Raw genomic sequence first — 26519 nt, 5'->3', positions numbered from 1 at the left:
CCCAGCGCCGCAGAGGGGGCACTCCCCCGCAAGCGTTGTCCGATACGCCATCTCAAACAACTAGCCCACGGAAGCCTCACTCCCCCGCGAGCGTTGTCCGGCCGCCTTCTCTTAGCACCCCCTATCGGCTCACGGGCACCTTGGAGAATTCGCGCACGGTACCTTCCGGGTCGCCGGAGCGTACCAGCGCTTCACCGATGAGGATTGCATCCGCACCGGCGCCGGCGTAGGCGCGCACATCCTCGATGCCGGCGACACCGGACTCGGCAACCTTAATCACCGAGTTGGGCAGGTGCGCCGCGAGGGATGCGTAGTGCTCGTTATTGACCTCAAGGGTCTTGAGGTTGCGCACGTTGATGCCCACAATCTTGGCGCCGATGCGCTGGGCGACCTCAATCTCTTCGGGGGTGTGGGTCTCGACCAGCGCGTTCATGCCGAGCGACTCGGTGAGTTCGAGGAACTCGCGCAGGGTCTTCTCATCGAGGGCCGCGACGATGAGCAGCACCAGGTCGGCGCCGTGCGCGCGGGCCTCCCAAATCTGGTACTCGTCGACGGTGAAGTCCTTACGCAGCACGGGGATGTTCACGGCGGCGCGGACTGCATCGAGGTCGGCGAGGGAGCCGTTGAATCGGCGCTGCTCGGTGAGCACGGAGATTGCTGCGGCGCCACCTGCCTCGTAGCGTGCGGCAAGCGCAGCGGGGTCCGGAATCTCGCCGAGGGCACCCTTGGAGGGTGAGGAGCGCTTCACCTCAGAGATGATGCGTGCGGTTGCGCCGTTGCCGCCGCCGGGTACTTCACCGCGTAGGGAGGCAAGCGCGTCACGGGCGGGTGCGGCTGCGAGGGCGCGCTTCTTCATTTCTTCGAGGGGAACCTGCTGTACGCGGGCGGCGAGGTCTTCGCGGACGCCGACGATGATCTCGTCGAGAACGGTGCTCATGGTGTCTCCTTGGGTTACTTGGTGGCGTTGACGGCTGCGTCTGCGTCCAGGGGTGCCAGGCCGGAGGCGGTCAGCACGGCGCGCAACGGGGCGGCGGACTTGTTGACGGTTTCGAGGGTTTCGGAGTCCGGGTTGGAGTCCATGACGAGGCCCGCACCTGCCTGTACGTAGGCGGTGCCTTCCTTGAGTACGGCGGTGCGGATGGCGATTGCCATGTCCATGTTGCCGGCGAAGTCGAAGTAGCCACATACGCCGCCGTAGACGCCGCGGCGGGTGGGTTCGTATTCGTCGATGAGCTGCATGGCGCGCGGCTTGGGGGCACCGGAGAGGGTGCCTGCCGGGAAGGCGACGCGCAGCACGTCGTAGGCGCTGAACTGCGGGTCGAGTTCGGCGCTGACGGCGGAGGAAATGTGCATGATGTGGCTGAATCGCTCAATAATCATGAACTGGTCGACGGATACGGTTCCGGGCTTGGCGATGCGCGAGAGGTCGTTGCGTGCCAGGTCGACGAGCATGAGGTGTTCGGAGCGTTCCTTCTGGTCGGCGAGCAGTTCCTCGGCGAGTGCGAGGTCTTCTTCGCGGGTTGCGCCGCGCGGGCGGGAACCGGCGATGGGGTGGGTGCTGGCGATGCCGTCCTTGAGGGTGACGAGCGCCTCCGGGGAGGAGCCGACGATGTGGAAGGGGGTGCCGTTGCTGTCTTCAAAGTTGAAGAGGTACATGTACGGCGAGGGGTTGGACTGGCGCAGTACACGGTACACGTCGAGTGCCTTGGCGTTGGTTTCGGCTTCGAATCGGCGTGAGAGCACGATCTGGAAGACGTCGCCGTCGATGATGTTCTTCTTGGAGCGGTCGATGGCGTCCTTGAAGCCCTGTTCGCTCCAGGTGAGGGTGACGTCTTCGCGGACCTTACGGTCAACGTCTGCCACGCCGGAGAGAGTGGAGGTGGTTGCGGTGGCGCCGCGCTGTAGGCGGCGGAGCATGCTGTGCAGGCGCGCGACGGCATCCTCGTAGGCGCCGTCAACGTTTTCGCTGGTGCCGTTGAAGTTGATGGCGTTGGCGACGAGCAGGACGGTGCCGTCCTTGTTGTCGTGAATTGCCATGTCGGAGACCATGTTGAGCGCGAATTCGGGCAGGTTCACGTCATCGGCGGGCGGGAACGGCAGGTGCTCCCAGTGGCGCACGACGTCCCAGCCGAGGTAGCCAACCAGGCCGGAGGTGAGCGGCGGCAGGGTCGGGTCGGGTTCGGTGTAGAGCATCTGCAGGGTCTTTGCGATGGCTTCTACGGGGTCGCCGTCGACGGGTGCGCCGGCGGGGGTGCGGCCCTGCCAGTGGACTGCGCCGTCAACGGTGGTGAGGGTGGAGCGGGAGGACGCGCCGATGAAGGAGTAGCGGTCCCAGGCTGCGGATTCGCCTTCTGCGGAGATTTTGGCGGATTCGAGCAGGAAGGTGCCGTGGGCTGCATCGACGGGTTCGCCCTGGTCGTTTTGGAGTACGAGGGATCGGTAGATGCCGATGGGGGTGAGTGAGTCGGCGAGGATTTTGATGTGTACGGGAATGACGCGGGTGCCGGCTGCGCGGGCGCGGAATTCTTCGAGGCTGGGGGTGATGGTGCCCAAATCCTGCATTGCTGTACTCCTTGGTGTTGGTTTGGGAGCGCGTCGGTGCGCTGTGTCCCTTAGCTGCTGCGCGGGGTTTTTACCGGTACATGGGGTTTTACCGGTACATGGGGTTTTACCGGTACATGGGGTACCGGGACATATGTTCCGGTGTGTATCTCTCTGGCGCATACTTGCCAGATCCATAGACGCCCGATAATGCCTGATAAATCCCGGTAAGCCCGGTGCGCGGGTTGTTTCAGTTTAACCGGTACTACGGCCCAGTTCCACGGTGAAGATCAGAACGTTCTCTTCGTGAAACTGAGCCGCGTACCGTTCAGCCGTGTTAGTTGCTGAACTGCTTGAGGGTTGCTGCGGTCTGCAGTGCCGCCGCGGTCGCCTCGTAGCCCTTGTCTTCGTTGGAGCCTTCCAGGCCTGCACGGTCGAGTGCCTGCTGCTCGTTATCGCAGGTGAGCACGCCGAAGCCGATGGGGCGGCCGGTCAGCACGGACACGTCGGTCAGGCCGTTGGTTGCGCCCTGGCAGACGTAGTCGAAGTGGGGGGTGCCGCCACGGATAACCACGCCGAGCGCGACGATTGCGTCGAACTTCTCAGCGAGGCGGGTTGCTGCGACGGGCAGCTCGAAGGTGCCGGGAACGCGCACGAGGGTCGGCTCGATGCCTGCATCGCGTGCTGCACGCTGTGCACCGTCGATGAGGCCGTCCATGACCTGGGTGTGCCAGCTTGCCGCTACGATTGCGAGCTTGAAGCCCTTGTAGTCTTCGGGGTTGAGGGTGGTGTCTGCTGCGCCTACGCCGCTCATTGTGTTCTCCTTGTGGGGTTCTGGGTTTGTGAAAAGTTTAGTTTGCAGGGGTGCCGCTACGCGCTTTTGAGCACGTGGCGCATGCGCTCACGCTTGGTCTGCAGGTAGTGAGCGTTCTCAACTCGGGAGGGAATTTCATCCGGGATGAGTTCGGCGACCTGCAGACCGAGGCTTTCGAGCGCCTCCTGCTTGGCGGGGTTGTTGGTCACGAGCCTCAGCTCGTTCACACCGAGTTCCTGCAGGATCAGTGCCGCCTGCGAGTAGTCGCGCATGTCGCCGTCCAGGCCGAGCGCCAGGTTCGCGTCGAGGGTGTCGAGCCCGGCATCCTGCAGCGCGTAGGCGCGGAGCTTGTTGACCAAGCCGATACCGCGTCCTTCATGGTTGCGCACGTAGATGAGGTACCCGCCGGTGCGGCCAATGATGCGCAGGCCGTTCTCCAGCTGGGGGCCGCAATCGCATCGGAATGAACCGAAAATATCGCCGGTGGCGCATTCGGAGTGGATGCGCACCGCGGGCGCTCCCCCGTCCTCGGCGGGTACGGGGGTGCCGTCACGGTCGAGGGCACGGGCACTGAGGTGCTCGGCGCCGTCTGCGAATCGCCAGGCGCGCAAACCGAACACACCCTGCGGGGTGGGTACGGCGACCTCTTCGGTGCTTTCTACCAGCAGCGGGCTGGGGTTGGGCACCATGTCGAGGGGGCTGACTCGGTAGCCTTCAGCGAGCTGGGAGGCGATGCGCAGGGATTCGGCGCTGAGCTCTTCAACCTGCGCCTCAACCGACTCGACCAAGGTGTCCGCTGAGGGGGTGCCCGGCTCTGCCAAGGTGACAGCCGCGGGGGTGCTCAGCTCTGCGGGAGTGCCTGGCGTTGCTTGGGTGTTAGGGGTTTCGCTCATGCGTTCTCCTACGCCTTAGCTACGTACTTGATGAGGTCTTCGATAGAGATCATGGGCAGGTTGTGCTCGGTTGCGAAGGCGCGCAGGGCATCAAAACGCATCATGGAGCCGTCGTCGTGCACGACCTCGGCGATAACGCCCACGCCGGACAGGCCCGCCGCGAGGGAGAGTTCCACTGCGGCTTCGGTGTGGCCGGGGCGCTCCGCCACGCCGCCGTCAACGGCGCGCAGCGGGAAGATGTGGCCGGGGCGGGTAATATCCGCCGGGGTGGAGGATGCGTCCGCGAGGATCTGCACGGTGCGTGCGCGGTCCGCCGCGGAAATGCCGGTGCTCACGCTGGAGGCCGCATCGCAGGAGACGGTGTAGGCGGTGCCCTTGGGGTCCTCGTTGTTGGTGACCATGGGCGGCAGGTTCATCTCGTCGGCACGCTTGTTGCTCATGGGCGCGCACACGACGCCGGAGGTGTAGCGAATCATGAAGCCCATCAGCTCGGGGGTTGCGTGCTCGGCAGCGAAGATGATGTCACCTTCGTTTTCGCGGTCCTCATCGTCAACGACGACTACGGCGCGACCGGCGGCGATAGCGTCCACCGCGGTCTGCACGCTGTCGAGAACGCTTGCGGCGTCGGCGCGGCGGGGTGCAACCTGCTCAGAAGCAGTCTGCGGCACGCCAGCAAACGCGGTCAGGCGCTGCACGTACTTAGCGAGCGCATCGGTCTCAAGGTTCACGCTGTCGCCGACCTTGAGCGCGCCGAGGTTGGTTGCCTTCAGGGTTTCGGGAATCAGACCGACCTCGAACCATGCGGGGGTAACACCGGGCTCAGAAACGGCGGTGACGGTCAGGGACACGCCAGAAACAGCGATGGAGCCCTTCTCCGCGAGCAGGGGTGCCAGCTCGGCGGGCAGGTTGAAACGCAGGGTGCTCCACGCCTCGTGCGCGGTGACGGATGCGAGGGTGCCCACCGCATCCACGTGGCCCTGCACGACGTGACCGTCGAGGCGACCACCGGCGGGCAGGCAACGCTCCAGGTTGACGGTGTCGCCGGGGTTCAGGTTGCCGAGGTTGGTGCGGCGCAGGGTCTCGCCCATGGCGTAGGCGCGGAACTGGCCGGGCTGCAGCTGGTCAAGGTCAATAGCGGTGAGGCATACACCGTTGACGGCGAGGGAGCCGCCGTGTTCGAGGTCGGCGACGATGTCTCCGGCGTTGAGGGTCAGATAGGCTGCGTCGCTACCTTCGATGGGGGTGATGGATTCTACGGTGCCGAGGGCGCCAATGATTCCGGTAAACATGTGTGCTTTCCTTTTCTCGCCGTGTCCGCCGGGGCGTCGTCGTTGAGGGCGACGGGCGGCGATGGTTTGTTCGTCGGTATAACTATACGTATTTTTCGAATATTCCCCGTGACGGGGAGTTTTTGTGCCAGCATGCGAACCATCCAGCACTGCCCGTCGCGGCTAATCCAGTCTTGGTTCGGGCGCGTGGCAGGCATCCAGCTTCGGCAGGGTCCGCCGTTTGCCGGGTTCCTGCACCGTTCCGCGAGGTGCCGGCACCAGGTGCGTTGCGGTGTCATTGCCGAGCACGCGCACCGCCGGGAACATGCCCAGGTCGTCCAGCTGCAGGCGCGGTGCCTGCGCGAGGGTGTCCACGAGCAGACGGTACACGGCGCTCTTGCCTCGACCCATAATCATGGGCGCGCGGTACCAGACCATCTCGTCGATGAGGTCCTCACCTGCGAAGAGGCCGATCATGCCGGGGCCGCCCTCAATCATGAGGTGCCGCACGCCGCGGGCGTACAGCTCATCGAGCAGTTCACGCGGGTCGTGGGTGAAAATCTGCAGGAAGTTCTGCGGGTCTGCCTCCACGCCTTCGGGCGGGTTCAGGCCGCGAATCCGGTAGTTCTCCGTAATCTCGGTCTTGCCCATGACCACGCGCAGCGGCTGCTTCTCAAAGCGTTCCCCGTTGGCATCGCGCGCGTCCAGGGTCGGGTCGTCCATGAGGGTGGTTCGGGTGCCAATCATGACGGCGTCAGCGCGGTGACGAATCAGATGCCCGTCAATGCGCGCGGCGGGGCCGGTAATCCACTTGCTCGTTCCGTCAGCAGCCGCAATGAACCCATCCAGGGTAGAAGCGCTCTTTGCGGTGATGAAGGGGCGGCGTTCGGCGGCGGCAATGAACCAGCGCTCGTTCAGCAGGTAGGATGCGTTCGCGAACTCCTCCATGGCGTGCACGGTGACGCCCTGCGAGCGCAGGTAGGCGGCGCCTCCGGCTGCGTTTTCGGTGTCGTCGCTGTAGGCGTAGTAGAGTTCGCTAATGCCCGCCTCGGCGACGGCGTGGGAGCAGGGGCCGGTGCGTCCGGTGTGGTTGCAGGGCTCGAGGCTCACGTACATGCGGGCGCCGGTGAGGTCGGTTCCCGTGGCTCGGGCGGCGGCGAGGGCGTCTGCTTCGGCGTGCGGGGTGCCTGCGCCTCGGTGGTAGCCCACGTGCAGCAGGTGCCCGTGCGCGTCAGTGATGACGGCGCCGACGAGGGGATTCGCGCCGCGAATACCCTGGCGTGCCGCCTGCAGTGCCAGGGTCATGGCTTCTGCGTGGCTGAGCTCCTGCTCGGGGCTGGGCAGCTGGAGGGTGCGTGCGGCGGGCAGCCCGGCGAGGTGGCCGTACTCCGCGGCAGAATAGTCCACATCGTTGCGCGGCGAAGATACGCTCGGGGTGACGGTTACGGGCAGGTGCGCGCTCGCCAGCACCTGCTGCGAGGGGTTCTGCGGCATTTATGCACGGCCCTTCTGCACGTCGGTTACTTCAACGGTCACGTCGGGGAACTGGGTCTGCACCTGGGTTTTCTGTGCCTCCAGGTTGCGGGTGCGCCACCAGACGAAGAAACCAACCAGGGTGAAGCACCCGTAGAACACGTACATGAAGGAGGTCGCGTAGTAGCCTGCACTCCACAGCAGCGGCACGCCGACCAGGTCGACGGCAACCCAGATGAGCCAGAATTCAACCCAGCCGCGCGCCATGCCGTAGGTGGCGAGCAGCGAGCCGGTGAAGATCCAGGCGTCGGACCAGACGGGTTCGTAGGAGCCGAGGGCGCGGAAGATGGGGGTGAGTAGCAGGGTGCCTGCGACCATGGCGACAACCAGGCCTGCGCGTTCGGTGTTGGTAGCCCACTTGGGGATCACCGCGGCACCTTCGGAGGCGTCACCACCGGCGGCGCGGGTGGCGCGCCAACGATGCCAGCCCCAGATGGACACGGCAATAAACATGATCTGGCGGCCTGCCTGGCCGAGCATGGTGACGGGGTGCGGGCTGCCGACGAGGGCGCCCAGGAAGACGGTGAGGAGCAGTAGGTTGCCGAGAATGCCGACGGGCCACGCCCATACTTTGCGTCGCATTCCGCCGAGCGCCGATGCCAGGCCGAATGCGTTTCCGAGAACTTCGCGCACGAGGAGGGACTGATCCCCCACGTGAATTTGTGCGTCGAAGAGCCACCGCAGGATGTCCATTGTTTCTTTCCTCTCTGAGTTGGACCGTGTGTCGGATGCGCTGGGTGCGCATCTGCGGCGGCTCCGGGGAGAGGAACAGAAAAGGGCGGCTACCGCGGGCATCTTATGGGGTGCCCGATTTATGGGATGGCCGGTATCCGTGGTGAGGCGGGAGCGGCGATTCAGCCAACCGTAGCTGAAAACCGCAGCTGACACCAGCCGGCTGCGGTCGAGGGGAATAACGTACCGGCACCTACGAAAGATGCCTCTCCCCTGTCTCACAAAAAGCTGATGCTCTCTGAAACAACTGCGTTGGGTGCGCGATGCAAGCTGTCCCAAGGTTTCTCGGGCGGCTCGACAGAGTGCGCTCCTGCCTTTTTCTGCTCGTGCTACCTTCCATCCAGACTGTACTGTCGGCACCGGATTTTCACCGGTTCGGCCTCTCTTGCGGGCGGGCTTCTCTAGCGGAGTCTTGCATCCTGTGCGGATGCGAAGATTCGTACGATTTTTGCCTGCCTGCGAGAGTGGTTCGCGGGCTGTGACCGCCGGTTCGGAATTTCACCGACCCCGGAGCACGATGTTGATACTGATTATGCCACAGCGCACGCAGGGGGTTTAATTTGTTTTCTCTGGGATAACTTCCGTGACAAGATGACGTTTTATGACTGTACTCTCAGCGCGCCTTCAAGACCCTCTCAACAAGCCCTCGCGGTAGTCACTTGCGGGACCGTTTTGGAACCCGATTCTTCAAGTTTTCGGGGATGATTTATCACGGTTTCATAACGGTGGAGAGCACCAAACAGACCAAAGAGTTATGAGGACCTTCTGAGGGGTTACCCAGAACACATTGAACACCCGTCAATACCTTTATGACAAGGAATTATAACAATAAGGTTAAATTATTGGTTTAAGGTTTACTCCAGGGGTGATTTAAGGTTATTCTTATCTACAGGAGCTCCCATCACCGATAAACCGGTTCCGTTGAGAGCGACATGATTCGGACCATCCGAGCACTCACATCAAACCCTTAAGCTTCTGCCATTTGAAGCTGGAAGACTACTCCGTGGACTGCATTCTTTGGATAGTTTTCGACGCAGCATCTGCGCGCACTAAACTGCGCGGTTTATGCGGCACACGATGCTGAGGTGCTTCACCATCGGGAGGCAACCACACCGAATTGTTTTCTCAACGGAGCCGGCGTGGGGGCCCCGTCGAAATACTTCCGGAAGATCGTACATTGTGTACCCCTTTGTGTGGGGTGTTGTGCGTGTCGAACGGTCATAGACTCCCGTTCTTCTGTCGTCGCCTACCGTGGTGCGCGATGGGGGTTACGGGAACCTTGCGGGATGGTTGATCCCGCGCGCTCTGCATTGTCTTGTGGAGTGTGGTGTGTTTGGGTGGCGTATTCGCAGTGCCGGAGCGAATACGCCACCCGTTTTTAACCTGTGAAACCCTGCCCACCCCAAACTCGGGCAAGCTGCGCACGAAACTCAGCCCCAGACCAGCCTCATATACCCCAGACTGAGGCAAACTACCCCGAGAAGGAAACCCCGTACCAAGCCACCTATATTCCCTACCTCAAGGGATAGGCGACCTAGAGTGCGTACCGGACACGCGAAGCGGGGGCTCCGTCCTCAAGGCGCCCCAGCGCCGCAGAGGGGGCACTCCCCCGCGAGCGGCGTCCGGTTATGCCTTCTCAAACAACTAACCCACGGGTAAAACTTCATACGCAAACAGGGTCGCCCGCGATAGCTAACTATCACAGGCGACCCTGTACGTATCAAAACCGGTGAGGGTGCGTCGGGAATGCGTAGCGGGGGCTCCGTCCTCAAGGCGCCCCAGCGCCGCAGAGGGGGCACTCCCCCGCTAGCATTGTCCGACGTGCCCTTACCTATAAGGCTGTCGAAGAGTTTTTAGTCCTCTACGGAGCGGAATGCTACAACCGCGTTGTGGCCGCCGAAACCGAAGGAGTTCGACAGTGCCACAATCTCACCGGCGGGCAGCTCGCGTGCCTCGGTCACCACGTCCAGGTCAATCTGGGGGTCCTTGTTGTCCAGGTTGATGGTGCAGGGTGCGGTGCGGTGGTGCAGTGCCAGTACGGTGAGTACGGCTTCGAGTGCGCCCGCGCCGCCGAGCAGGTGGCCGGTCATGGACTTGGTTGCGGAGACGGCAATGTTCTTGGTGTGCTCGCCGAAGGTTTCGTGCATTGCGGTTGCTTCGGGCAGGTCACCGGCGGGGGTGCTGGTGGCGTGCGCGTTGATGTGCACGACGGTCTTCGGGTCGATGTTGCCGTCTTCGAGGGCTTCGCGCAGTGCGCGGGTTGCGCCGAGTGCTGCGGGGTCCGGTGCGGTGATGTGGTAGGAGTCGGCGGATACGCCGGTGCCTGCCAGTTCCGCGTAGACGCGTGCGCCGCGTGCCTTGGCGTGCTCTTCGGATTCGAGGATGAGGGCTGCTGCGCCTTCACCCATGACGAAGCCGTCGCGGTCGACGTCGTAGGGGCGGGATGCCTTTTCGGGTTCGTCGCTGCGGGAGGAGAGTGCCTGCATCTTGGCGAATGCTGCCATGGGAAGCGGGTGGATTGCTGCTTCGGCACCGCCGACGATAACGACGTCTGCCTTGCCGCTGCGGATCATTTCAGCACCGAGCTGCATGGCTTCGGTGGAGGATGCGCATGCGGAGACGACGGTCTGTGCTGCGGCGCGTGCCTTGAGGTTCATGGAGACGGCTGCTGCGTTGCCGTTGGGCATGAGCATGGGAACGGTCATAGGGAGGACGCGGCGGGGGCCCTTTTCGCGGAGGGTGTCCCATGCGTCGAGAAGGGTCCACACGCCGCCGATACCGGTGCCGAAGGCTACGCCGGTGCGTTCGGGGTCGACTTCTTCTGCGGATTCGGCGTCGGGGCCGGAGAATCCTGCGTCTTCCCATGCTTCGCGTGCGGCGATGAGGGCGAGCTGGCCCGAGGGATCCAGGCGCTTTGCTTCTACCTTGGTGAGGCGGCCGGATTCGAGGGCGGGCACAGCGAGCTGGCCTGCAATGTATACGGGCAGGTCGTATTCCTTGACCCAGGGGTGGTCGAGGGTGGATACACCAGATACGCCCTTGGTTGCGTTTTCCCAGGTGGTGGGGACGTCGCCGCCAATGGGGGTGGTCGCGCCGAGGCCGGTCACCAGCACTTTTCGAGACATTGTGGCACTTTCTCTTCGGTGGTCGATTTGGTGGTTTATCCGGTGGTGTGTGGATAAAAACCTGTTGGACCCGGGGTTTACAGTGGGCGTTTTCACGCCGTGGAGAGTGCAGTCATCGCACCCTGTGTGTTCCCGGGGGTATGTTGGATTGAAAGCTGAGTGAATAGCGATGCGGCGCGGGCCGGTGAGAGCCCGCGCCGCCTCGTTATTGGTTATAGCTTAGGCAGCGTTCGCGATGAACTCGACTGCGTCGCCAACGGTCTTGAGGTTCTTGACCTCTTCGTCCGGGATGGTCACCTCGAACTTCTCCTCAGCGTTCACGACGATGGTCATCATCGAGATGGAGTCGATGTCCAGGTCCTCGGTGAAGGACTTGTCCAGCTGAACGTCCTCAACCTCAACGCCGGTCTCTTCGTTAACGATTTCTGCCAGACCTGCGAGGATCTCTTCCTTGTTAGCCATTCAGGGGCTCCTTTGTTTTTTCGATGGTCATCGCACCCGCCGGGTGGGGGTACGCGTGCATTACCGAGTTTATCGTGTCTGCGTGGTGTACGCATGCGTCAACTCGGAGTTTGTGGGGATGCTTTCCCGCTTTCTTTTCTTTCTCGCGCACCGGCGCTGTGCCGGTCGTGAGGGGCGGGGAGCATCGGGCTCTGGTGGTTTTCCTTAGGGAAGGACGACTACCTGAGCTGCGAATGCCAGGCCGGCACCGAAACCAATCTGCAGGGCGAGCTTGCCGGAGAGTTCCGGGTTCTCCTTGAGCAGGCGGTGCGCGGCGAGGGGGACCGATGCGGCGGAGGTGTTACCGGCATCGACGATGTCGCGTGCCACTGCCACCGTGTCGGGAAGTTTGAGGGTCTTGACCATCTGGTCAATGATGCGGGCGTTTGCCTGGTGCGGGATGAGCGCGCCGAGCTCGTCGGGGGTGATGCCGGCGGTTTCGAGTGCCTGCTTGGCGACCTTCGCCATTTCCCATACTGCCCAGCGGAAGACGGAGGGGCCGTCCTGACGCAGGGTGGGCCAAATCTTTTCGCCTTCTTCGACGGGGTTTGCGACGAAGTCGCGGTTGCGGATGTCCAGCAGGGAGTGGGTCATGCCGACGGTGCCCCAGCGGGAACCGTCCGAACCCCATACGGTCGGGGCAATGCCGGGTTCGTCGGAGACGCCTACGACTGCTGCGCCTGCGCCGTCTCCGAGCAGGAAGGAGATGGTGCGTTCGGTGTTGTCGATGAAGTCGGAGAGCTTCTCAACGCCGATGACCAGCACGTGTTTTGCGGTGCCGGCGCGGACGAGGGCGTCTGCCTGGGCGATGCCGTAGCAGAAACCTGCACACGCTGCAGAGATGTCGTATGCGGGGCACTTGGAGCCGATTGCGTCGGCGACCAGGGTTGCCAGGGAGGGGGTTGCGTAGGGGTGCGAGATGGTCGAGATGATGACCGCCTCAATGTCCTCACCGGCTACACCGGATGCTTCGAGGGCGTCCTTGGCGGCACCGATGGCAAGGTCGGTTACCGACTGGTTTTCGCTGGCGCGGTGGCGAGTTGCGATGCCGGTGCGCTGTTTGATCCACTCGTCGGAGGAGTCGATTGCCTCAACGATGTCGTCGTTGGGGACGATGACCTCACCGCGGGCTGCGCCGTAACCGAGGATGCGGGAGTAGCGGTTGATTTCGTACTGCTTGAGGGTAGTCACGTATTCAATCCTTAGTGCTGATGCTCGCAAGGCACTGTGTGCCTTGCATGTCTAAAGTGCATGTCTAGTGTGAAGGGTTCCCATTGCGGGGAGGGCGGGGCGCTCTCCCCCAGTGTTTAGCCCTTCAGCGAGGCGAGATCCTCGGGAGTGTTGATGGAGGTGCCGGGCACGCCGCGCATCGCGCGCTTTGCCAGGCCGATCAGGGTGCCTGCGGGAGCGACCTCAATAATGCCGGCGACCTCACGCTCAAGCAGGGTTGCCATGCACAGATCCCAGCGGACGGGGCTGGTGACCTGGGAGACGAGGGTCTTGACGAACTCTTCACCGGATGCCACGGCGGAACCGTCGCGGTTGGTCAGCAGTGCAGAGGTCGGGTCGGAGACCTGCAGGGATGCGGCGAACTCTTCCAGTGCGGGCACGGCGGGTGCCATTGCCTCGGTGTGGAATGCGCCAGCGACCTTCAGGGGGATGACGCGAGCGCGTGCGGGCGGGTTCGCGGCGAATGCTTCGATGGCGGGGATGGGGCCTGCGGCTACGATTTGGCCGCCGCCATTGGAGTTTGCTGCGACGAGGCCTGCTGCGTCGATGGCTTCGCGGACGTTTTCTTCAACGCCGCCGAGTACTGCAGCCATGCCGGTCGGGGAGGCGGCTGCCGCCTCCGCCATGCCGTTAGCGCGCACGCGCACGAAACGCATTGCGTCTTCGTCGCTGAGTACGCCTGCGAGGGCTGCTGCGGTGATTTCGCCGACGGAGTGGCCCGCGAAGATGAGCTCTTCACCGTCGAGTTCGCGCAGTGCGAGGCGACCGGTGACGATGCCTGCAGCCACGATGAGGGGCTGGGCGATTGCGGTGTCCTTGATGGTTTCTTCTTCGGCTTCGGTGCCGTAGTGAATCAGGTCGATGCCTGCCGCTTCAGAGAGTCGTTCCAGGTGCTCACGCACACCTTCAATCTCGAGCCAGGGGCTCAGGAAGCCCTTCTTCTGGGAGCCCTGTCCGGGGCAAACGAGTGCGCGCATGCGGTGCGACCTTTCTGGTTTTTAGTACTCGTACGCGGTGCCATTATAGAGACGGAGACCACGGTTAGTCTGTTACCTATGCTACCTTGTTCAGCCGCCCTGTATAAACATCACTGTGCAGAAACTTTGGGCTGCGCGGGATATTTAGGCAGACATTGAACAGTGTATAGCTTAGATTGAACTCGTCCATTCGTACAACCCGAACGGGCAAGGTTCAAATAGAGAGACAGCTAATTTTCGGGGTGTCACCCCTATGCTCGCGGATGCGCCCGCGCGTACGTCTCCGCCAGACGCTTCATCGACACGTGCGTGTAAATCTGCGTGGTCGCCAACGACGAATGCCCCAGAAGCTCCTGCACCGAACGAATATCGGCGCCACCATCCACCAGGTGAGTTGCCGCCGAATGACGCAAAACGTGCGCGCCCGACGCCTGAGTGTTCTCCACCGTGCGCAGCAGGCGGGTCAGGTCCTCACGAATCTGGCGGGTATTCGCACGCCCGCCCCGAGGGCCAATAAACAGCGCCGTCACGCCCTGCGCACCCTCCGGAATCCACTGCGGACGACCATAGGACACCCAACGATTCAACGCCTTAAGCGCCGGGGTACCCAGCGGCACCACGCGCTCCTTATTGCCCTTACCCAGCACGCGCACCGTCTTATTCGCCCGGTCCACGCTCTGCAAATCCAGGCCGGTCAGCTCAGAAATACGCATGCCCGAGGCGTACAGAACCTCAACCACGGCTTCCAGGCGCAGCAGGCGCGCATCCCGAGGATCCTGCGCCCGACGCTCCTGCAGGGTAGTCAGCAGCTGGTTCATCTGCTCACGGCTCAGCACCGGCGGCAGGTGATTCTCCCGCTTGGGGGTGCGCATACCGCGGGTCGGGTTGGCCTGCACCAGCTCCTCCTCCTGAGCCCAGGTGAAGAACGTGCGCAGGGTCGAACCGCGGCGCGCCACCGTAGAACGAGCCGCCTGCCGCAGATGTAGTGAACCCAACCACTCACGAATCAGGGACGCATCAATGCTGTCCAGATGCCGCACACCGCGGCGCGCCATATAGCCGAAGAAGCCCTCCAAATCCGAAATATAGGAACGAATCGTCTCTTCGGAACGGTGCTTCTCATAGCGCAAAAAACGCTCAAAACGGTCCAGGACGGGGCGGAATACCTCACCGGAAACGCCCAGTGCCGACTCGGGCAGGGCAGAGTCGGGTAGGGCGGAGCTCTCTACTTGCTCCGGCGCAAGCGTGCGGGTGTAGGTCACCGGCAGGGTCGTGGAGGGAGCATCATCCCGGTACTCTTCCCGGTTTTCGTTCCGGTTTTCAGCTCGGTTTTCGTGCTGGCGGGTGGCGGTCATGCGTCCCTCCTTTCGTGATTCAGGTTCCTGACTCTAGCGGCGTTGATGCTTCTCGACGTTGTATTTCTGTCCCCCGGCACCTCTACCGATAGGGCGGCGGGGTAGGGTCCGCGCCAGTGCGCGCAAGCCTACCCCAATTGTAGAGAGGTTCTACGCTCTCCACGCACCGCCCCGTCATGACGTGCCGTCCCGTCATGACCGACCGGCGTATCCCGCTATAGCCGGGGTGTTCGGCTGAGGTGTTCAGCTGAGGTGTTCAGCGGGGGCTCTCCTAGGCTGCGACAGCCGGGCGGACCTTCCTCCAGCTCGTTCCGCTGCTCTCCGCAAGACCGCAACGGCCCAGGTGGAACAGGTCAGCCATCACGTCGCGAGCGCTCAAACCGAGAGCGGCGGCAATCTCGTCCACGCCACGGTAGGAACGCGGGCTCAAATCGTCCCAGACCCTACCCTGTCGCTCGGTCAGCTCATCCAGCGCGCTGGAGGAGGCAGCCTGATCCCACTCGCTCTCGTGCTCGGTGCCCAGCTCAAACCCTGCGGCGGCATCGTACTCGAGGATGTCGGCGGCCTCGGTGAGTGTTTGCGCTAGTCCATCGCGCAGCAGACGGTTCGTGCCCACCGAGTTCGGCGAATTAATCTGCCCCGGAACCGCCCAGAGGGTACGCCCAATCTCCATCGCGTGACGAGCCGGTTCAGGGCACCGGAACGCCAGCGTGCCTCCACCACAATGGTGTGCCGCGCCAACGCCGCAATCAGGCGGTTACGCTCCAGAAAACGCCAACGCGTCGGGGTGTTACCCACACTCACCTCGCTCATGATGAGCCCGCGGTCAACAATCATATTCAACGCATCCGAGTTCTGCGCCGGGTACAGCCGATCCAGCCCACCCGCCATGAAGGCAATGGTCGGCAGGTCACTACCCTGCTGGGTCAGCGCCGCCCGATGCGCCGCAATATCGATGCCCATCGCACCGCCAGAAATCACCGTGTACCCGCGGCGTGCCAGCTCGGCGGCAAGGTGGGTCGTCGCCTCCGTACCGTAGATGCTCGGGTCACGCGAACCGACCAGCGCCACGCTCGGGGCAGAGGCCACATCCAGCAGGTGCCGCGAATCGCCTCGGCACCACAGCCCGTACGGTCGAGCAGGCCCCAAATCGTTCAGCTGCGGCGGCCACAGCGGATCGGCGGGAGTGACCAGCCACGCCCCGCAGGTTGCCGCCATGTGCGCCTCCGCGTTCAGGGTGCGTTCCATGCGGCGGTTCCAGCGCAGGCGGCGGGTCGCGAGCGCCTTGCCGAACTTATCGCGGCTCATCTGATGCTCACCCGGCGTGTAGTAGCCATTCGCGCTACAGAACAGGGCGGACTCCCCTTCCGCGGGTGCGCCCACCGAGTGCAAATAATCGCTGAGCTGCGTATCCGGTTCGCCGTGCTCCCAGGTGTGCGCATCGGGGATGTGCCCGGTCAGCAGGTAGTGCAGGGTCAGCGGCGCTCCCAGGGTGGTGAGGGATTCGACCACGAGCTCATCGGCGGGTTCGGCGTAGCGCATCAGCTGGGCGGTGCAGCAGCGGATGTACTCGCGGCACGCCGCCTCAACCTGCTCCGCGCTGAGGGCGGGGTTGAACAGGGGTGCTGGATTGAGCAGAGGCACAGGGTCAGAACCGCTGGAGGCTGTACCCGCCGCAGGTTCGGGGTGCTCACCCTGTGGCACCTCGCTCTGCTGTTCCTCCCCCGGCTGCTCTTCCCGGCTCAGGTCCTGCAGGTTCATCTGTTCCAGGTACACCGGGTTCAGGCAGGAGGTGAGGAAACCCGGCAACCGCGCCGCGTTATAGGGGCTCGGTGAGGGTTCGTTCCCCAGCGACAGAATATGCGCCACCCTCTCACGCACCAGGGCGTGCGCATCCAGGGTGCGGCCTGGCAGGCGGATCTGCAGTTCCTCCTGCACAAAATCCTCCGCCGCGCGCTCTTCTGGCACATGCTCTTCAGGCACGCTCACTTCTGGCACACACTCGTCCGGCGCTGTTTCTCTCAGCCCATTTTCTTTCAATTCGGCCTCTTCAGCTCGTTTTCTGAGCTTCTTCTCACTCATGACGTTCTTCTCCTCTCGTGAGTGATTCCTTCTATAAACCGGCACGCTATGTCAGCTGGCCCTATTTCAGCTGGCGCATTATTTCAATTGCCCCTGCTGCCGCAGAAAAAGCGCCACATCCAGGTGCTCCCGGCTCGGGTAGGCGGCCCCCTCCAAATCGGCGAGAGTCCAGGCGATACGCAGCACCCGGTCGTAGCCGCGAGCCGTCAGCGTTCCGCGGTCCACGGCGGCGTTCAGTTCGCCGGTGAGCTTCGCATCCAGACGCAACGGACCGCGCAAAATCTTGCCGTTCATCTCCGCATTCGTCTTCAACCCGTACGGCTCCAGACGCTCCCGCTGAGCCTGTCGCGCCGCCATGACGCGCTCACGAATCTGCGCCGAACTCTCGTTCACCTGACCGCCCGCAAGCTCCGTGGACGACACCTTCGGAACCGTCACATTCACGTCAATGCGGTCCACCAGCGGGCCGGACAGCCGCCCAAAATAGGCGCGACGCTCACGCGGGGCGCACGTGCACTCCGTACCGGTGCCCACGTTCATGCCGCAGGGGCACGGGTTCGCCGCCAGGATCAGCTGAAACCGCGCCGGATAGGTCGCCGACGCGCTCGAACGATCCAAGGTCACGGTCCCCGACTCCAGGGGCTGACGGAGCGAATCGAGCACCGTGCGTTTGAACTCCGGCGCCTCGTCGAGAAAGAGCACGCCGCGGTGCGCTTTAGACACACAGCCCGGGCGGGGAATGCCGCTGCCGCCACCAAGAATCGCCGGCGCGGAGGCGCTATGATGCGGCGCCTCAAAGGGCGGCTGACGCACCAGCTCGCTCAGGTGCTCCCCCGCCGAGCAGAGGGAACGAATAGCGGTCACTTCCATCGCGGCATCATTATCGAGGGTCGGCAGGATGCTCGGCAGGCGCTCCGCCAGCATGGTTTTACCCGAGCCGGGCGGGCCTGTCAGCAGCATATGGTGGCCGCCGGCAGCTGCAATTTCCAGGGCGAAACGGCCCTGTGACTGACCGGCAACATCGCTCATATCGGAGGGAATTTCAGTCGGTTTCGCTACCGGTGCGCTCGCCTCCGTCTGCGGGGCGGGCGGGTAGGTCAGCTTCTGACTCTCCGCGCCGAGCGCGGCAAAAACCTCAGCCAGGCAGCGGAAACCGCTCACCTGCGCGCCGGGAATGAGCGCCGCCTCCTCAGCGTTTTCGGCGGGCACAATCACGCGGTGGTGTCCGGCGTCCACGGCGGCTTTAACTGCCGGCAGGATGCCCGGCACGGGGCGTAGCGTTCCGTCCAGGCCCAGCTCACCCAGGAAGACGCTATCGCCGCTGGGGTGCAGTTTCTTCTCCGCCTGTAGCGCCGCCACCACGATGGCAAGGTCGAACGCCGAGCCGCGTTTGGGCAGGGTCGCCGGGGTCAGGTTCACGGTGAGTCGGTGCTGAGTGAGGGTGATGCCGGTGTTCTTCGCCGCGGAGCGCACACGCTCTTTCGACTCGTTGAGGGCGGTGTCCGGCAGGCCCAGTAGCACGAAGCCGGGCAGGCCCTGCGAAATGTCCGCCTCAACGTCAACGATGTGCCCGCGCAGGCCAACCAGCGCCACGGAATAGGTGCGTGCGAACCCCATTACGCCACCGCCTTCAGGTGCTCGAAGGTGAAGGTTTCACAGGTTCCGGTCACCGCAATTGCGTCAATGCGAAAGCGCGGAAAATCCAGGTTCTCGCGTAGCCTGCACCAGAGAATCGCCAGGGAGCGCGTGCGGCGCGCCTTATCGCGGTCAATGGACGCGAACGGGTGCCCAAAGTCTTCGCTGCTGCGGGTCTTGACCTCAACGAAAACCAGTTCATCCTCGGGGTCGATGGCAATCAGATCGAGCTCCCCGCGGATCTGTTCGTGTTCCAGTCCGGCGGGCGGTCGCCAGTTCCTCTCCAGGATGCGGTAGCCGTTCGCCTCCAGGATGCGGGCGGTCAGCTCCTCACCCCAACGCCCGACGCTGTGGGCGCGGGGCAGGGCGTTCTGAGGCTGGTTTCTGCGGGGCGCGCTTCGGGTCGCGGCGCGGGCTGTTATTCGGGCTGTTGTCATGGGTCTCTCCCCCGGTAGATAGCGGTTGTGCTTCTACTGTGCCCGCCGCGCGCGTGCCCGGATGCGGTCAACGAAAAACTGTGGATAACCTCGGCTCCCGGAGAGAATTAGAGGTTATCCACAGTCGTTTATTTGAAATTTTGGGGCATATTTTTCAAAAATACCGCCCGTGCGCCGATTCGGCACGTCATATTTGCGCAGGTTCGCCGCCTGGTTCTGCGCGCACTTTCATCATTCAATCCCGCCGCCCGGCAACTTGGGCACCGGCGCGCCTACCCCGGCAAGGCATTGAATTGGGCTTGAGCTAAGCGTTGAAGTCCGGCATTTCCGGCACGGTGAATTCCTGGTTGGGCAGGCGCTCCTCCACGTTCACATCGCGCACCGAGTAGGCGTGCACCTTCTTCACAAAGCGGTTGGAGCGGAACACATCCCACACCCATACATCGCTCATGCTCACCTCAAAGTAGAGGGTGCCGTCCTGCACGTGCGGGGTGACGTCCACCTGGTTCGCCAGGTAGAAGCGTCGGTCGGTTTCTACCGCGTAGCTAAAGAGCGACATGACGTCTTTGTATTCGCGGTAGAGCGCCATTTGGGCGTCGGTCTCGTAGTTTTCGAGGTCTTCTGCGCTCACTACTCTTCCTTTCCTGGGCTTTCTTAGTACTCTGATTCAGCGGTGGCATACGGGCTCACGAGGGTGCCGCATCCTGCGCCTTAGTCGCGCTGTGCCGCCGCAGCCTCAATCTGCTCGGCAGTCGCCGGAAGCGACCATGATAGGCGATGCTGCGGGCTGGGGCCCTGCACGCTAATCGCCTCGCGGTGAGCGGCAGATCCGTAGCCCTTGTTCTTTGCCCAGCCGTACCCCGGGTAGCGGGTATCCAGCTGAACCATCAGTTCGTCACGTTCCACCTTCGCAACCACCGATGCGGCGGCGATGGAGGCGCACTTGTAGTCACCCTTAATGACCATGGTCACCGGCATCTGCGCGGGCTCATCTGCACCACCCTCACCTGCGCCTTCCCACGCCTGGGCGAGCAGTGCGTTGTAGTGTGCCTGCGCCGGGTCCGGTGCCAGCGCGCTGAACAGGTCTTCCTGCGGAGGGGTGAACCAGTCGTGCTTGCCGTCCAGCAGGGCGGCGTCGGCACGGTATCCGCGGCGCGCCAGCTCGGCGAGCGCACGCTGGGCGGCAAGCCTCAACGAGAGGGTCATGCCGAGCCGGTCAATATCTGCCGGTTCCACGTGCCCGACCGCCACGGCGCACCACTGGCGGATTTCGGGAACCATGGATTCGCGGCGTGCCGGTGAGAGCGCCTTGGAGTCGATCAGCCCGCCCACCTCGAGGGTGGCGTCCGGGGTGAGGATTGCGACGCCCACAGTGACCGGGCCCGCCATGGAGCCGCGGCCTACCTCGTCGATTCCGGCAACTGTGCGGGCACCGGAGGCGAAGAGCTGCTGCTCGTACTCAAGGTCGGCGGCGGGCGGGGTTGTCTTCGCGGGCTTAGCTTGAGTGGGTTTCGTTGCGCTCTTCTGGGCACTCACCATCATTCCCACGCTCGCTTATTCGCTCGGGGTGGAGGTCGGCTCAGGAATCGAGGAGAACACCGAGCTCTGATCCTGCAGCAGACCGAAGTGGTTCAGCGGCCACGCCACCACGAACACGTTACCCTGCACGTCGTCCTTGGAGATGAACGCGGTGCCGTCGCTAATGTGGTAGCGGGAGTCGGCGGAGTTGCTGCGGTGGTCGCCCATCACGAAGTACTTGCCGGCGGGCACGGTCACCTTGAAGGGCATCTCCGAGGGCGGGTTGCCGGGGTACAGGTACGGTTCGGTGATTTCTACGCCGTTGACCTTGATCTTGCCGTTGCCGTCGCTTTCGACCACGTCACCGGGGGTACCGATAACGCGCTTGACCAGGAAGTTCGAGGAGGTATCCGGCAGAATACCCGCGAAGGACAGGGCGTCCTTGAGCGGGCTGCTGGTCTTCTGGGTGGAAGGAATCCAGCCCTGAGAGTCCTTGAAGACGATGACGTCGCCGCGCTTAGGCTCGCTAAAGTAAGAGCCCGCCACGTTAATGAACACGCGGTCGTTGACCTGCAGGGTCTGCTCCATGGAGCCGGAAGGAATGTAGAAGCCGCGCAGCAGGAAGGTCTTGACCAGGAATGCGATGACCAGCGCGTACAGGATGACGGTGCCGCCTTCGCGTGCCTGCACCCAGAGCCATTCGCCGAGGCGGCCTTCTTCCTGCGCCTGGGAGTAGGTCAGCTCTGCCTGTTCGGCGCGCTTTGCCTTGCGGCGTTCCTTGGGGGTCATTTCGGAGAAGTCCTTGGTGGTTTCCACGTCTGCGGCACTCTCCTCATCTGCGATAGTCTCCTCGTTTGCGGTTTCTTCGCGCTTAGTGTTCTTTGCGGCGGAAGAAGTCGCGACGGCGGCATCTGCGGAGGCGGCGCTCGCCTCGGCGCTAGCTACCACCTCGTGATCACGCTCAGATGCACCCTTGGTATCGCTTTCGGTCGCCTCAGTAGCGCCCGCGGATGCCACCCAGGGGGCCGCCTTCTCTGTGCCCGCATTCTCTGCGGCACTCTGCTCGGCAGCAGCCTTCTCAGCTGCTGCCTTTTCGGCGGCGAGGCGCGCGAAGTATTCTTCCATTTCCCGGCGCTCGCGGCGGCTTTGAGGCTGGTATCCCTCAGGGAAGGGGCTGGTGTTCGCAGTGTTCTTGTCGTCTGCCATGCTGGAGTGAGCCTTTCGTTTGAGAGATACCTAGCTCGAGTGAAACGGTACCTAGCTATTGTATCGAGAGTGTTTGCGCTCTTGGGCTTTTATTTTCTGAGAGCGGCAAGGTTCTCAGAAAACGAGGTCTCAGAATATGCAAAAACCGCTCCTCTCCCGCGGAATGCGGTTGGGGAGCGGTTTGCAACAGAATTCTGTATCTATAAAGATTAGAACTCGCGCTTCTCGCGGATACGAGCAGCCTTACCGTGGCGGTCGCGCATGTAGTACAGCTTTGCACGACGGACGTCACCGCGGGTCACAACCTCGATCTTCTCGATGGAGGGAGAGTGAACGGGGAAGGTACGCTCAACACCAACACCGAAGGAAACCTTGCGGACGGTGAAGGTCTCGCGAACGCCTGCACCCTGGCGGCCAACGACGAAGCCCTTGAAGACCTGGATACGGTGGTTCTTACCTTCAACGATCTTAACGTGAACGTTCAGGGTGTCACCGGGGCCGAATGCGGGGATGTCGTCACGGAGGGACTTCTTGTCGAGGAAGTCAAGAGTCTGCATAGTTGTAGATCTCCAGAGCCATCTGCCGCAGGTCAAATAGACTCAGATTGCTCTGCCCCGCTGCGGGACAGAAAACTTCATGCTTCGGACAGGATTGGTGCCCGAAGGTTGACATCGTTGGTCGCTCTTCCCCCTGCGGCAGGGGCGTGCCCGATGTCAACACAATGCTCCATTATCCCAATGCACCCGCGTTTATGCAAGCATCCGGGGAGCACTTTTAGAAGGGGGGTTCGTCACTCTGCGCTCCCCCGCCCTGGGATGCGCCGTTCTGGGATGCACCGCTCTGCGCCGGAGCACCCGGAGCGGCCACACCCGACGCCTCCGCGTTCTGCTGGGGTGCGTGCGGCGGGGCATACTGCTGCGTGTACTGAGACATACCCAGCTGAGGTGCGCCCTGCTGAGGCGCGCCCTGCATGGATCCCTCGTTGACCGTGCGCTTCTCCACGGTGCGGGCGAAGGTGCTCGTACCGTAGTTCAGGTCGTGACCGATACCGAGGGCATCCACCTCTACGGTAGTGCCCTGCGTGCCGTCTTCGCGGTTCCAGCGGCTAATGCGCTGGCGGCCACTCACGACCAGCGGTTGCCCCTTCTCAATGGAGGTGGCGATGTTCTGGGCGAGACGGCGGTAGGCTTTCACGGTGTACCAGTTGGTGGTGCCTTCTTTCCAGGTGCCAGTGGCGTCCTGCCAGCGCGGGGTGCTGGCGAGGCGAAAGTTCACGACGGGCACCCCGTTGGGCAGGGTGCTCAGTGCCGGGTCGGAGGCGGTGAATCCGCGGATCAGGATGGTGTCACTCATGGTTTCTCCTTAGAACTAGTGAGTGGGTTCCTTCACCTTGCCAGCGCTGAGCCGACCCTGCACCCGGCGGTTACCGCTTCTGTGGATAACCTCGCGTTTTGCGGTTTTGGGTGCCGCCTGTGGATAGAGTTTTTGAACTTTTCGCCTCGTTTTTTCAAAATTTGCTCGCGGTAGCACGCTCCCCGCAGAAATATGACGGCCGCTCCCCCACGGCTAAGACCCCCATCCCCCCTCACCAATACCTCCGCAACCCCTACCCCACCCGGCATGGTGACAGGTATCTCAGCGTCGGGGCGACTATTTTTACCCTCAAGTTCACTATTTCAGCCCCGCGCCCTCTATCCTTGATGATGCGGTGCACTCAGCCGCATCCCGTCTACCCGCCTTGGAGAATCCGTGAGCAAAAAGCCCGCGAACAACAACCTGCCTTCTTTACAGGAACTTCAGCAGCTACAGCGCAACCTGCCCAAGCTGCCCGACTCGATGGACCCGCAGAAGAAGCGCCTCATTTACGGTCTGCTCGCTGTGCTTGCCGTGATCGTGCTGATTATTGGCCTGGTCTATGTGAGCAAAAACGGTGTGGACGGCCTGCTCGGTTCGGATGCGACGACCTCCGCCACCGACGAGGAAGAAACCACCGTTGCCACGGAAACCCTCGCTGAGGTCAAGAACCCGTACAAGGCAGTTGACCCCGCGACCGCGCTCGCACCGGATCTGGCGACCGCGAAGAGCGAGCTGGCATCCCTGCAGGTGAAGGAACGCGCGTCGAAGGCTGGCTACTCTCGTGAACAGTTCGGCCCCGCCTGGGATGACGTTGACGGTAACAAGTGCAACACTCGCGACGACATTCTGCGCCGCGACCTGACCAATCTTCGTTTCAAGGTCAGGACCCACGCATGCACCGTAATTAGCGGCACGCTGGATGACCCGTACACCGGCAAGACCATCGAGTTCAAGCGCGGCAAGAAGACCTCCTCGGCCGTGCAGATTGACCACGTGGTGGCTCTTTCGAACGCATGGCAGACCGGCGCGCAGGATCTGACCGCAGAGCAGCGCCGCCAGCTGGCGAACGACCCGGAGAACCTGCTCGCCGCGGACGGTCCGGCGAACCAGCAGAAGTCCGATGCGGACGCCTCCGAGTGGTTGCCGAGCAACACCGCCTACCGCTGCACCTACGTGGCACGCCAGGTGCACGTGAAGGCGAAGTACAAGCTGTGGGTTACCGCGGACGAGAAGAAGGTCATGGAGCGTACCCTTAACTCCTGCAAGGACACCAACCCGGCTAAGAAGTAATCCCAGCCAAGAAATAGCCTCCCGGCACCTCGCGGCACACCAACGCAAAAAGCATAAAGAAAACCGCCTCGCACCCTGAGTTTTGGGTGCGAGGCGGCTTTCTTATGTGGCGCCCCAGGAGGGAATCGAACCCCCGACCAAGAGATTAGAAGGCTCCTGCTCTATCCTCTGAGCTACTGAGGCCTTCCTCTAGGGTACATGAGAATTTATGCTTCTCATGCACCGCGCCTCTCACGCGGGGGCTGTTCCGTTGGGCAGCTCATCCGGCTGGCGCGGCATCCATCGAGCGCGCCGGGAGCTTACACCGGGAGTTCGCGCTGGGAATTCACGCTAGGAGCCTACCTTGGCGGCTTCCCTCTCTGCCTTCTTCACATCGCGGCGGCGTGCACGGCGGCTTGATGCGCCGGGGAACAGCTGCCACCACAGGCGGATGGTGGTGCGGCGAATCTGCGTGGGGTGCAGGCTCACGTACACCAGGCGGCGGGTTGCCGGGTCGAGGGCGACCAGGTAGATGATGTAGCCCAGGCAGATGACCGTCGCGATGAGTCGGCCCATGTCCTGGTTGAAATCGCGCAGGTAGGGCGACACGTTCAGCTGGTCGCTCACACCGTACGCCATGAAGAACAGCGTGGTGATGAAGTACCACATGAGCTGGAAGTGCGAGCGCAGACCGGTTGCGGCGAGCATCGGGATGGCCCAGAGCAGGTACCAGGGCTGAATCATGGGGCTGCACAGGAGCATGAACAGAATCGCGAGGCCGGCGTGGCGCACGATGTTGCGGTCGCGTCCGACGAATGCCATTGCCACGGCGCCAAGCATGCCGATGCCCTTGCCGACGGTTTCGATGAGCTTGCGGATGACTTCGAAGGTGTCGCCCTGAACGAACAGGGAGGCGGCGCCAATGACCAGGCCGAAGGGGGTGTACCAGATGTACTGACCGCCGGTGGTGGACAGTGCCTTAATCCAGCCGAATTCCAGTCCGGTCACCCAGCCCATAAGCGCCATTTCAGCGAACAGTAGCACGCCGGAGAGGCCCCAGAAGATGAACTTGCGCGGCCAGGAGGCGTTCTTACCTGCCCAGAGCAGACCCACGAAGGGCAGCACCACGAGGGCGAGCGGCTTGACGGCAACGCCGAGGGCTACGAAGGTCACACCGAGCGGGCCACCCCACCAGGTGTCGCGGTAGCGCTTAGCGTAGTAGAGGCCGCCGAGCATGAACATGGTCATGAGCGAGTCGTTGTGGCCGCTGGCGATGAACGATGCGATGAACAGCGGGTTCGGGCCGATCTGCCAGAGGGCGCGGACCTGGTTGAAGCCGTGTGCCTTGGCAAGTTTTGCCACGTAGAAGAGGATGCCGATGACCGCGAGCACGGAGAGCAGGCGGAAGTAGAAGAGGGAGAGGTCGATGTTCTCCCCCGCCAGGCGCACAATCCACTCTTCGAGCTTGAGGGAGACCGGGCCGTACGGGGGCGGGGATTCCGCCCACATGGGGTCCGCGCCGTTCTGCATGAAGTTTGAGATTTCGGAGACACCGTGCTTGTACGGGTTGAGGCCGTGCGCCATGACCATGCCCTGACCGTAGTAGGAGAACATGTCACGGCTGTAGATGGTGAAGGCGAAGACCTGCGGCAGGGACCAGCTGGTGATGACTGCAATCATCCAACGCATGGTGTTGGGTTCGTTCCAGTCGCCCATTTTCTGGTAGATGCGCAGCCATTCGCGGCACATAATCATGGCGCCGAGGGCGAGCATAATAATGCCGGTGATGACCCATGCGGCTTCGAATCGGATGGCGCGGATAATGTCGTAGCGCCAGAAGCTGGAGCTGTCGGCGAGCCAGCCGACGGCGTAGGAGCCGAGGGTGACCATGATAGAGCCGATGGTGCCAATAATTACCGTGCGCAGACGGTGATTATTGACGTAGTCCAAGAGTTTGGGTGAGAGAGGTGCGTCGTGTGCGCTGGGGGTGGTGAGCCGGTGTGTTAGCTCCTTTGGTGCGCGCATAACTCCCTTTCTGTCTGCATCG

The 26519-nt window shown here is 62.9% G+C and carries 23 protein-coding genes, 1 tRNA gene and 1 riboswitch; of the genes, 1 reads left to right on the top strand and 23 read right to left on the bottom strand.

Going from position 1 to position 26519, the window contains the following annotated elements; translation table 11 throughout:
- Nucleotides 1–121: 121 nt before the first annotated feature.
- From trpC to HMPREF2605_RS06795, 21 genes are all read right to left on the bottom strand, one after another.
- On the bottom strand, nucleotides 122–937 hold the full coding sequence (gene trpC / locus HMPREF2605_RS06890; protein WP_070634359.1) for an indole-3-glycerol phosphate synthase TrpC: 816 nt from the start codon (nucleotides 935–937) through the stop codon (nucleotides 122–124).
- Nucleotides 938–951: 14 nt separating this feature from the next.
- Complete coding sequence (locus HMPREF2605_RS06885) at nucleotides 952–2562, bottom strand: anthranilate synthase component I (RefSeq protein WP_049354762.1); 1611 nt, start codon at nucleotides 2560–2562, stop codon at nucleotides 952–954.
- 316 nt (nucleotides 2563–2878) lie between these two features.
- The gene (gene ribH, locus HMPREF2605_RS06880) at nucleotides 2879–3355 is read right to left on the bottom strand and encodes a 6,7-dimethyl-8-ribityllumazine synthase (protein WP_005506244.1); all 477 of its coding nucleotides are present in this window, start codon (nucleotides 3353–3355) and stop codon (nucleotides 2879–2881) included.
- A gap of 56 nt (nucleotides 3356–3411) precedes the next feature.
- On the bottom strand, nucleotides 3412–4248 hold the full coding sequence (locus HMPREF2605_RS06875) for a GTP cyclohydrolase II (RefSeq protein ID WP_141762286.1): 837 nt from the start codon (nucleotides 4246–4248) through the stop codon (nucleotides 3412–3414).
- An 8-nt stretch (nucleotides 4249–4256) separates the two neighbouring features.
- Nucleotides 4257–5537 carry a 3,4-dihydroxy-2-butanone-4-phosphate synthase gene (gene ribB, locus HMPREF2605_RS06870; protein ID WP_070847518.1) on the bottom strand — a complete coding sequence of 427 codons (1281 nt, stop codon included), beginning with the start codon at nucleotides 5535–5537 and terminating at the stop codon, nucleotides 4257–4259.
- 162 nt (nucleotides 5538–5699) lie between these two features.
- Nucleotides 5700–7010 (bottom strand): bifunctional diaminohydroxyphosphoribosylaminopyrimidine deaminase/5-amino-6-(5-phosphoribosylamino)uracil reductase RibD, encoded by a 1311-nt coding sequence (gene ribD, locus HMPREF2605_RS06865; protein ID WP_070847515.1) that lies wholly within the window; start codon nucleotides 7008–7010, stop codon nucleotides 5700–5702.
- Nucleotides 7011–7742: a nicotinamide riboside transporter PnuC gene (gene pnuC / locus HMPREF2605_RS06860; RefSeq protein WP_049337701.1), complete on the bottom strand. Its 732-nt coding sequence runs from the start codon at nucleotides 7740–7742 to the stop codon at nucleotides 7011–7013.
- 361 nt (nucleotides 7743–8103) lie between these two features.
- A riboswitch (FMN riboswitch) is annotated at nucleotides 8104–8301 on the bottom strand.
- A 1333-nt stretch (nucleotides 8302–9634) separates the two neighbouring features.
- Nucleotides 9635–10906 carry a beta-ketoacyl-ACP synthase II gene (fabF, locus tag HMPREF2605_RS06855; protein ID WP_070847513.1) on the bottom strand — a complete coding sequence of 424 codons (1272 nt, stop codon included), beginning with the start codon at nucleotides 10904–10906 and terminating at the stop codon, nucleotides 9635–9637.
- 219 nt (nucleotides 10907–11125) lie between these two features.
- The gene (locus HMPREF2605_RS06850) at nucleotides 11126–11368 is read right to left on the bottom strand and encodes an acyl carrier protein (protein ID WP_005507475.1); all 243 of its coding nucleotides are present in this window, start codon (nucleotides 11366–11368) and stop codon (nucleotides 11126–11128) included.
- Between the two features lie 204 nt (nucleotides 11369–11572).
- Complete coding sequence (locus HMPREF2605_RS06845; RefSeq protein WP_070847511.1) at nucleotides 11573–12598, bottom strand: beta-ketoacyl-ACP synthase III; 1026 nt, start codon at nucleotides 12596–12598, stop codon at nucleotides 11573–11575.
- A gap of 116 nt (nucleotides 12599–12714) precedes the next feature.
- Nucleotides 12715–13614 (bottom strand): ACP S-malonyltransferase, encoded by a 900-nt coding sequence (locus HMPREF2605_RS06840; protein ID WP_070543125.1) that lies wholly within the window; start codon nucleotides 13612–13614, stop codon nucleotides 12715–12717.
- A gap of 251 nt (nucleotides 13615–13865) precedes the next feature.
- Complete coding sequence (locus tag HMPREF2605_RS06835; protein ID WP_070847509.1) at nucleotides 13866–14969, bottom strand: tyrosine recombinase XerC; 1104 nt, start codon at nucleotides 14967–14969, stop codon at nucleotides 13866–13868.
- A gap of 271 nt (nucleotides 14970–15240) precedes the next feature.
- A complete protein-coding gene (locus HMPREF2605_RS09655) occupies nucleotides 15241–15585 on the bottom strand; it encodes a DprA-like winged helix domain-containing protein (RefSeq protein ID WP_246828179.1) in 345 nt (114 codons plus the stop codon).
- Nucleotides 15552–16952 (bottom strand): DNA-processing protein DprA, encoded by a 1401-nt coding sequence (locus tag HMPREF2605_RS06830; RefSeq protein WP_246828178.1) that lies wholly within the window; start codon nucleotides 16950–16952, stop codon nucleotides 15552–15554. Before HMPREF2605_RS06830 ends, HMPREF2605_RS09655 begins: the two co-directional genes overlap by 34 nt.
- A 177-nt stretch (nucleotides 16953–17129) precedes the next feature.
- Entirely contained in the window at nucleotides 17130–18668 is a 1539-nt protein-coding gene (locus tag HMPREF2605_RS06825) for a YifB family Mg chelatase-like AAA ATPase (RefSeq protein WP_049337706.1), read from the bottom strand.
- A complete protein-coding gene (locus tag HMPREF2605_RS06820) occupies nucleotides 18668–19123 on the bottom strand; it encodes a YraN family protein (RefSeq protein WP_083324859.1) in 456 nt (151 codons plus the stop codon). Before HMPREF2605_RS06820 ends, HMPREF2605_RS06825 begins: the two co-directional genes overlap by 1 nt.
- 304 nt (nucleotides 19124–19427) lie before the next feature.
- A complete protein-coding gene (locus tag HMPREF2605_RS06815) occupies nucleotides 19428–19754 on the bottom strand; it encodes a DUF2469 domain-containing protein (protein WP_005506259.1) in 327 nt (108 codons plus the stop codon).
- 80 nt (nucleotides 19755–19834) lie between these two features.
- Complete coding sequence (locus HMPREF2605_RS06810; RefSeq protein WP_070847506.1) at nucleotides 19835–20662, bottom strand: ribonuclease HII; 828 nt, start codon at nucleotides 20660–20662, stop codon at nucleotides 19835–19837.
- 15 nt (nucleotides 20663–20677) lie between these two features.
- Nucleotides 20678–21847, bottom strand: coding sequence for a signal peptidase I (gene lepB / locus HMPREF2605_RS06805; protein WP_070847503.1), 1170 nt, complete (start codon nucleotides 21845–21847; stop codon nucleotides 20678–20680).
- A gap of 209 nt (nucleotides 21848–22056) precedes the next feature.
- Nucleotides 22057–22404, bottom strand: a complete 348-nt coding sequence (gene rplS / locus HMPREF2605_RS06800) for a 50S ribosomal protein L19 (protein ID WP_049337710.1) — start codon at nucleotides 22402–22404, stop codon at nucleotides 22057–22059.
- A gap of 217 nt (nucleotides 22405–22621) precedes the next feature.
- Nucleotides 22622–23200, bottom strand: a complete 579-nt coding sequence (locus tag HMPREF2605_RS06795; protein ID WP_070688165.1) for a single-stranded DNA-binding protein — start codon at nucleotides 23198–23200, stop codon at nucleotides 22622–22624.
- A gap of 396 nt (nucleotides 23201–23596) precedes the next feature.
- Between HMPREF2605_RS06795 and HMPREF2605_RS06790 the strand changes: the two genes are divergently transcribed.
- Complete coding sequence (locus tag HMPREF2605_RS06790; protein ID WP_070688167.1) at nucleotides 23597–24493, top strand: HNH endonuclease family protein; 897 nt, start codon at nucleotides 23597–23599, stop codon at nucleotides 24491–24493.
- A gap of 107 nt (nucleotides 24494–24600) precedes the next feature.
- Here the strand turns inward: HMPREF2605_RS06790 and HMPREF2605_RS06785 are convergent.
- Nucleotides 24601–24676, bottom strand: a tRNA-Arg gene (locus HMPREF2605_RS06785).
- 147 nt (nucleotides 24677–24823) lie between these two features.
- Complete coding sequence (gene mptB, locus HMPREF2605_RS06780; protein ID WP_070688169.1) at nucleotides 24824–26497, bottom strand: polyprenol phosphomannose-dependent alpha 1,6 mannosyltransferase MptB; 1674 nt, start codon at nucleotides 26495–26497, stop codon at nucleotides 24824–24826.
- Between the last annotated feature and the right edge of the window lie 22 nt (nucleotides 26498–26519).

Source organism: Rothia sp. HMSC065C03, from assembly GCF_001837295.1.
Lineage (GTDB): Bacteria > Actinomycetota > Actinomycetes > Actinomycetales > Micrococcaceae > Rothia.
This window is presented reverse-complemented; position numbering and strand designations above follow the sequence as displayed.

Coding starts and splice junctions, on each gene's coding strand:
- HMPREF2605_RS06820 (WP_083324859.1), bottom strand. CDS start 19,123: ATGACAACAGCCCGAATAACAGCCCGCGCCGCGACCCGAAGCGCGCCC.
- lepB (WP_070847503.1), bottom strand. CDS start 21,847: ATGGCAGACGACAAGAACACTGCGAACACCAGCCCCTTCCCTGAGGGA.
- pnuC (WP_049337701.1), bottom strand. CDS start 7,742: ATGGACATCCTGCGGTGGCTCTTCGACGCACAAATTCACGTGGGGGAT.
- HMPREF2605_RS06810 (WP_070847506.1), bottom strand. CDS start 20,662: ATGGTGAGTGCCCAGAAGAGCGCAACGAAACCCACTCAAGCTAAGCCC.
- HMPREF2605_RS06875 (WP_141762286.1), bottom strand. CDS start 4,248: ATGAGCGAAACCCCTAACACCCAAGCAACGCCAGGCACTCCCGCAGAG.
- HMPREF2605_RS06840 (WP_070543125.1), bottom strand. CDS start 13,614: ATGCGCGCACTCGTTTGCCCCGGACAGGGCTCCCAGAAGAAGGGCTTC.
- HMPREF2605_RS06885 (WP_049354762.1), bottom strand. CDS start 2,562: ATGCAGGATTTGGGCACCATCACCCCCAGCCTCGAAGAATTCCGCGCC.
- mptB (WP_070688169.1), bottom strand. CDS start 26,497: ATGCGCGCACCAAAGGAGCTAACACACCGGCTCACCACCCCCAGCGCA.
- ribH (WP_005506244.1), bottom strand. CDS start 3,355: ATGAGCGGCGTAGGCGCAGCAGACACCACCCTCAACCCCGAAGACTAC.
- HMPREF2605_RS06795 (WP_070688165.1), bottom strand. CDS start 23,200: ATGAGTGACACCATCCTGATCCGCGGATTCACCGCCTCCGACCCGGCA.
- HMPREF2605_RS06825 (WP_049337706.1), bottom strand. CDS start 18,668: ATGGGGTTCGCACGCACCTATTCCGTGGCGCTGGTTGGCCTGCGCGGG.
- ribD (WP_070847515.1), bottom strand. CDS start 7,010: ATGCCGCAGAACCCCTCGCAGCAGGTGCTGGCGAGCGCGCACCTGCCC.
- rplS (WP_049337710.1), bottom strand. CDS start 22,404: ATGCAGACTCTTGACTTCCTCGACAAGAAGTCCCTCCGTGACGACATC.
- HMPREF2605_RS06850 (WP_005507475.1), bottom strand. CDS start 11,368: ATGGCTAACAAGGAAGAGATCCTCGCAGGTCTGGCAGAAATCGTTAAC.
- trpC (WP_070634359.1), bottom strand. CDS start 937: ATGAGCACCGTTCTCGACGAGATCATCGTCGGCGTCCGCGAAGACCTC.
- HMPREF2605_RS06835 (WP_070847509.1), bottom strand. CDS start 14,969: ATGACCGCCACCCGCCAGCACGAAAACCGAGCTGAAAACCGGAACGAA.
- ribB (WP_070847518.1), bottom strand. CDS start 5,537: ATGTTTACCGGAATCATTGGCGCCCTCGGCACCGTAGAATCCATCACC.
- fabF (WP_070847513.1), bottom strand. CDS start 10,906: ATGTCTCGAAAAGTGCTGGTGACCGGCCTCGGCGCGACCACCCCCATT.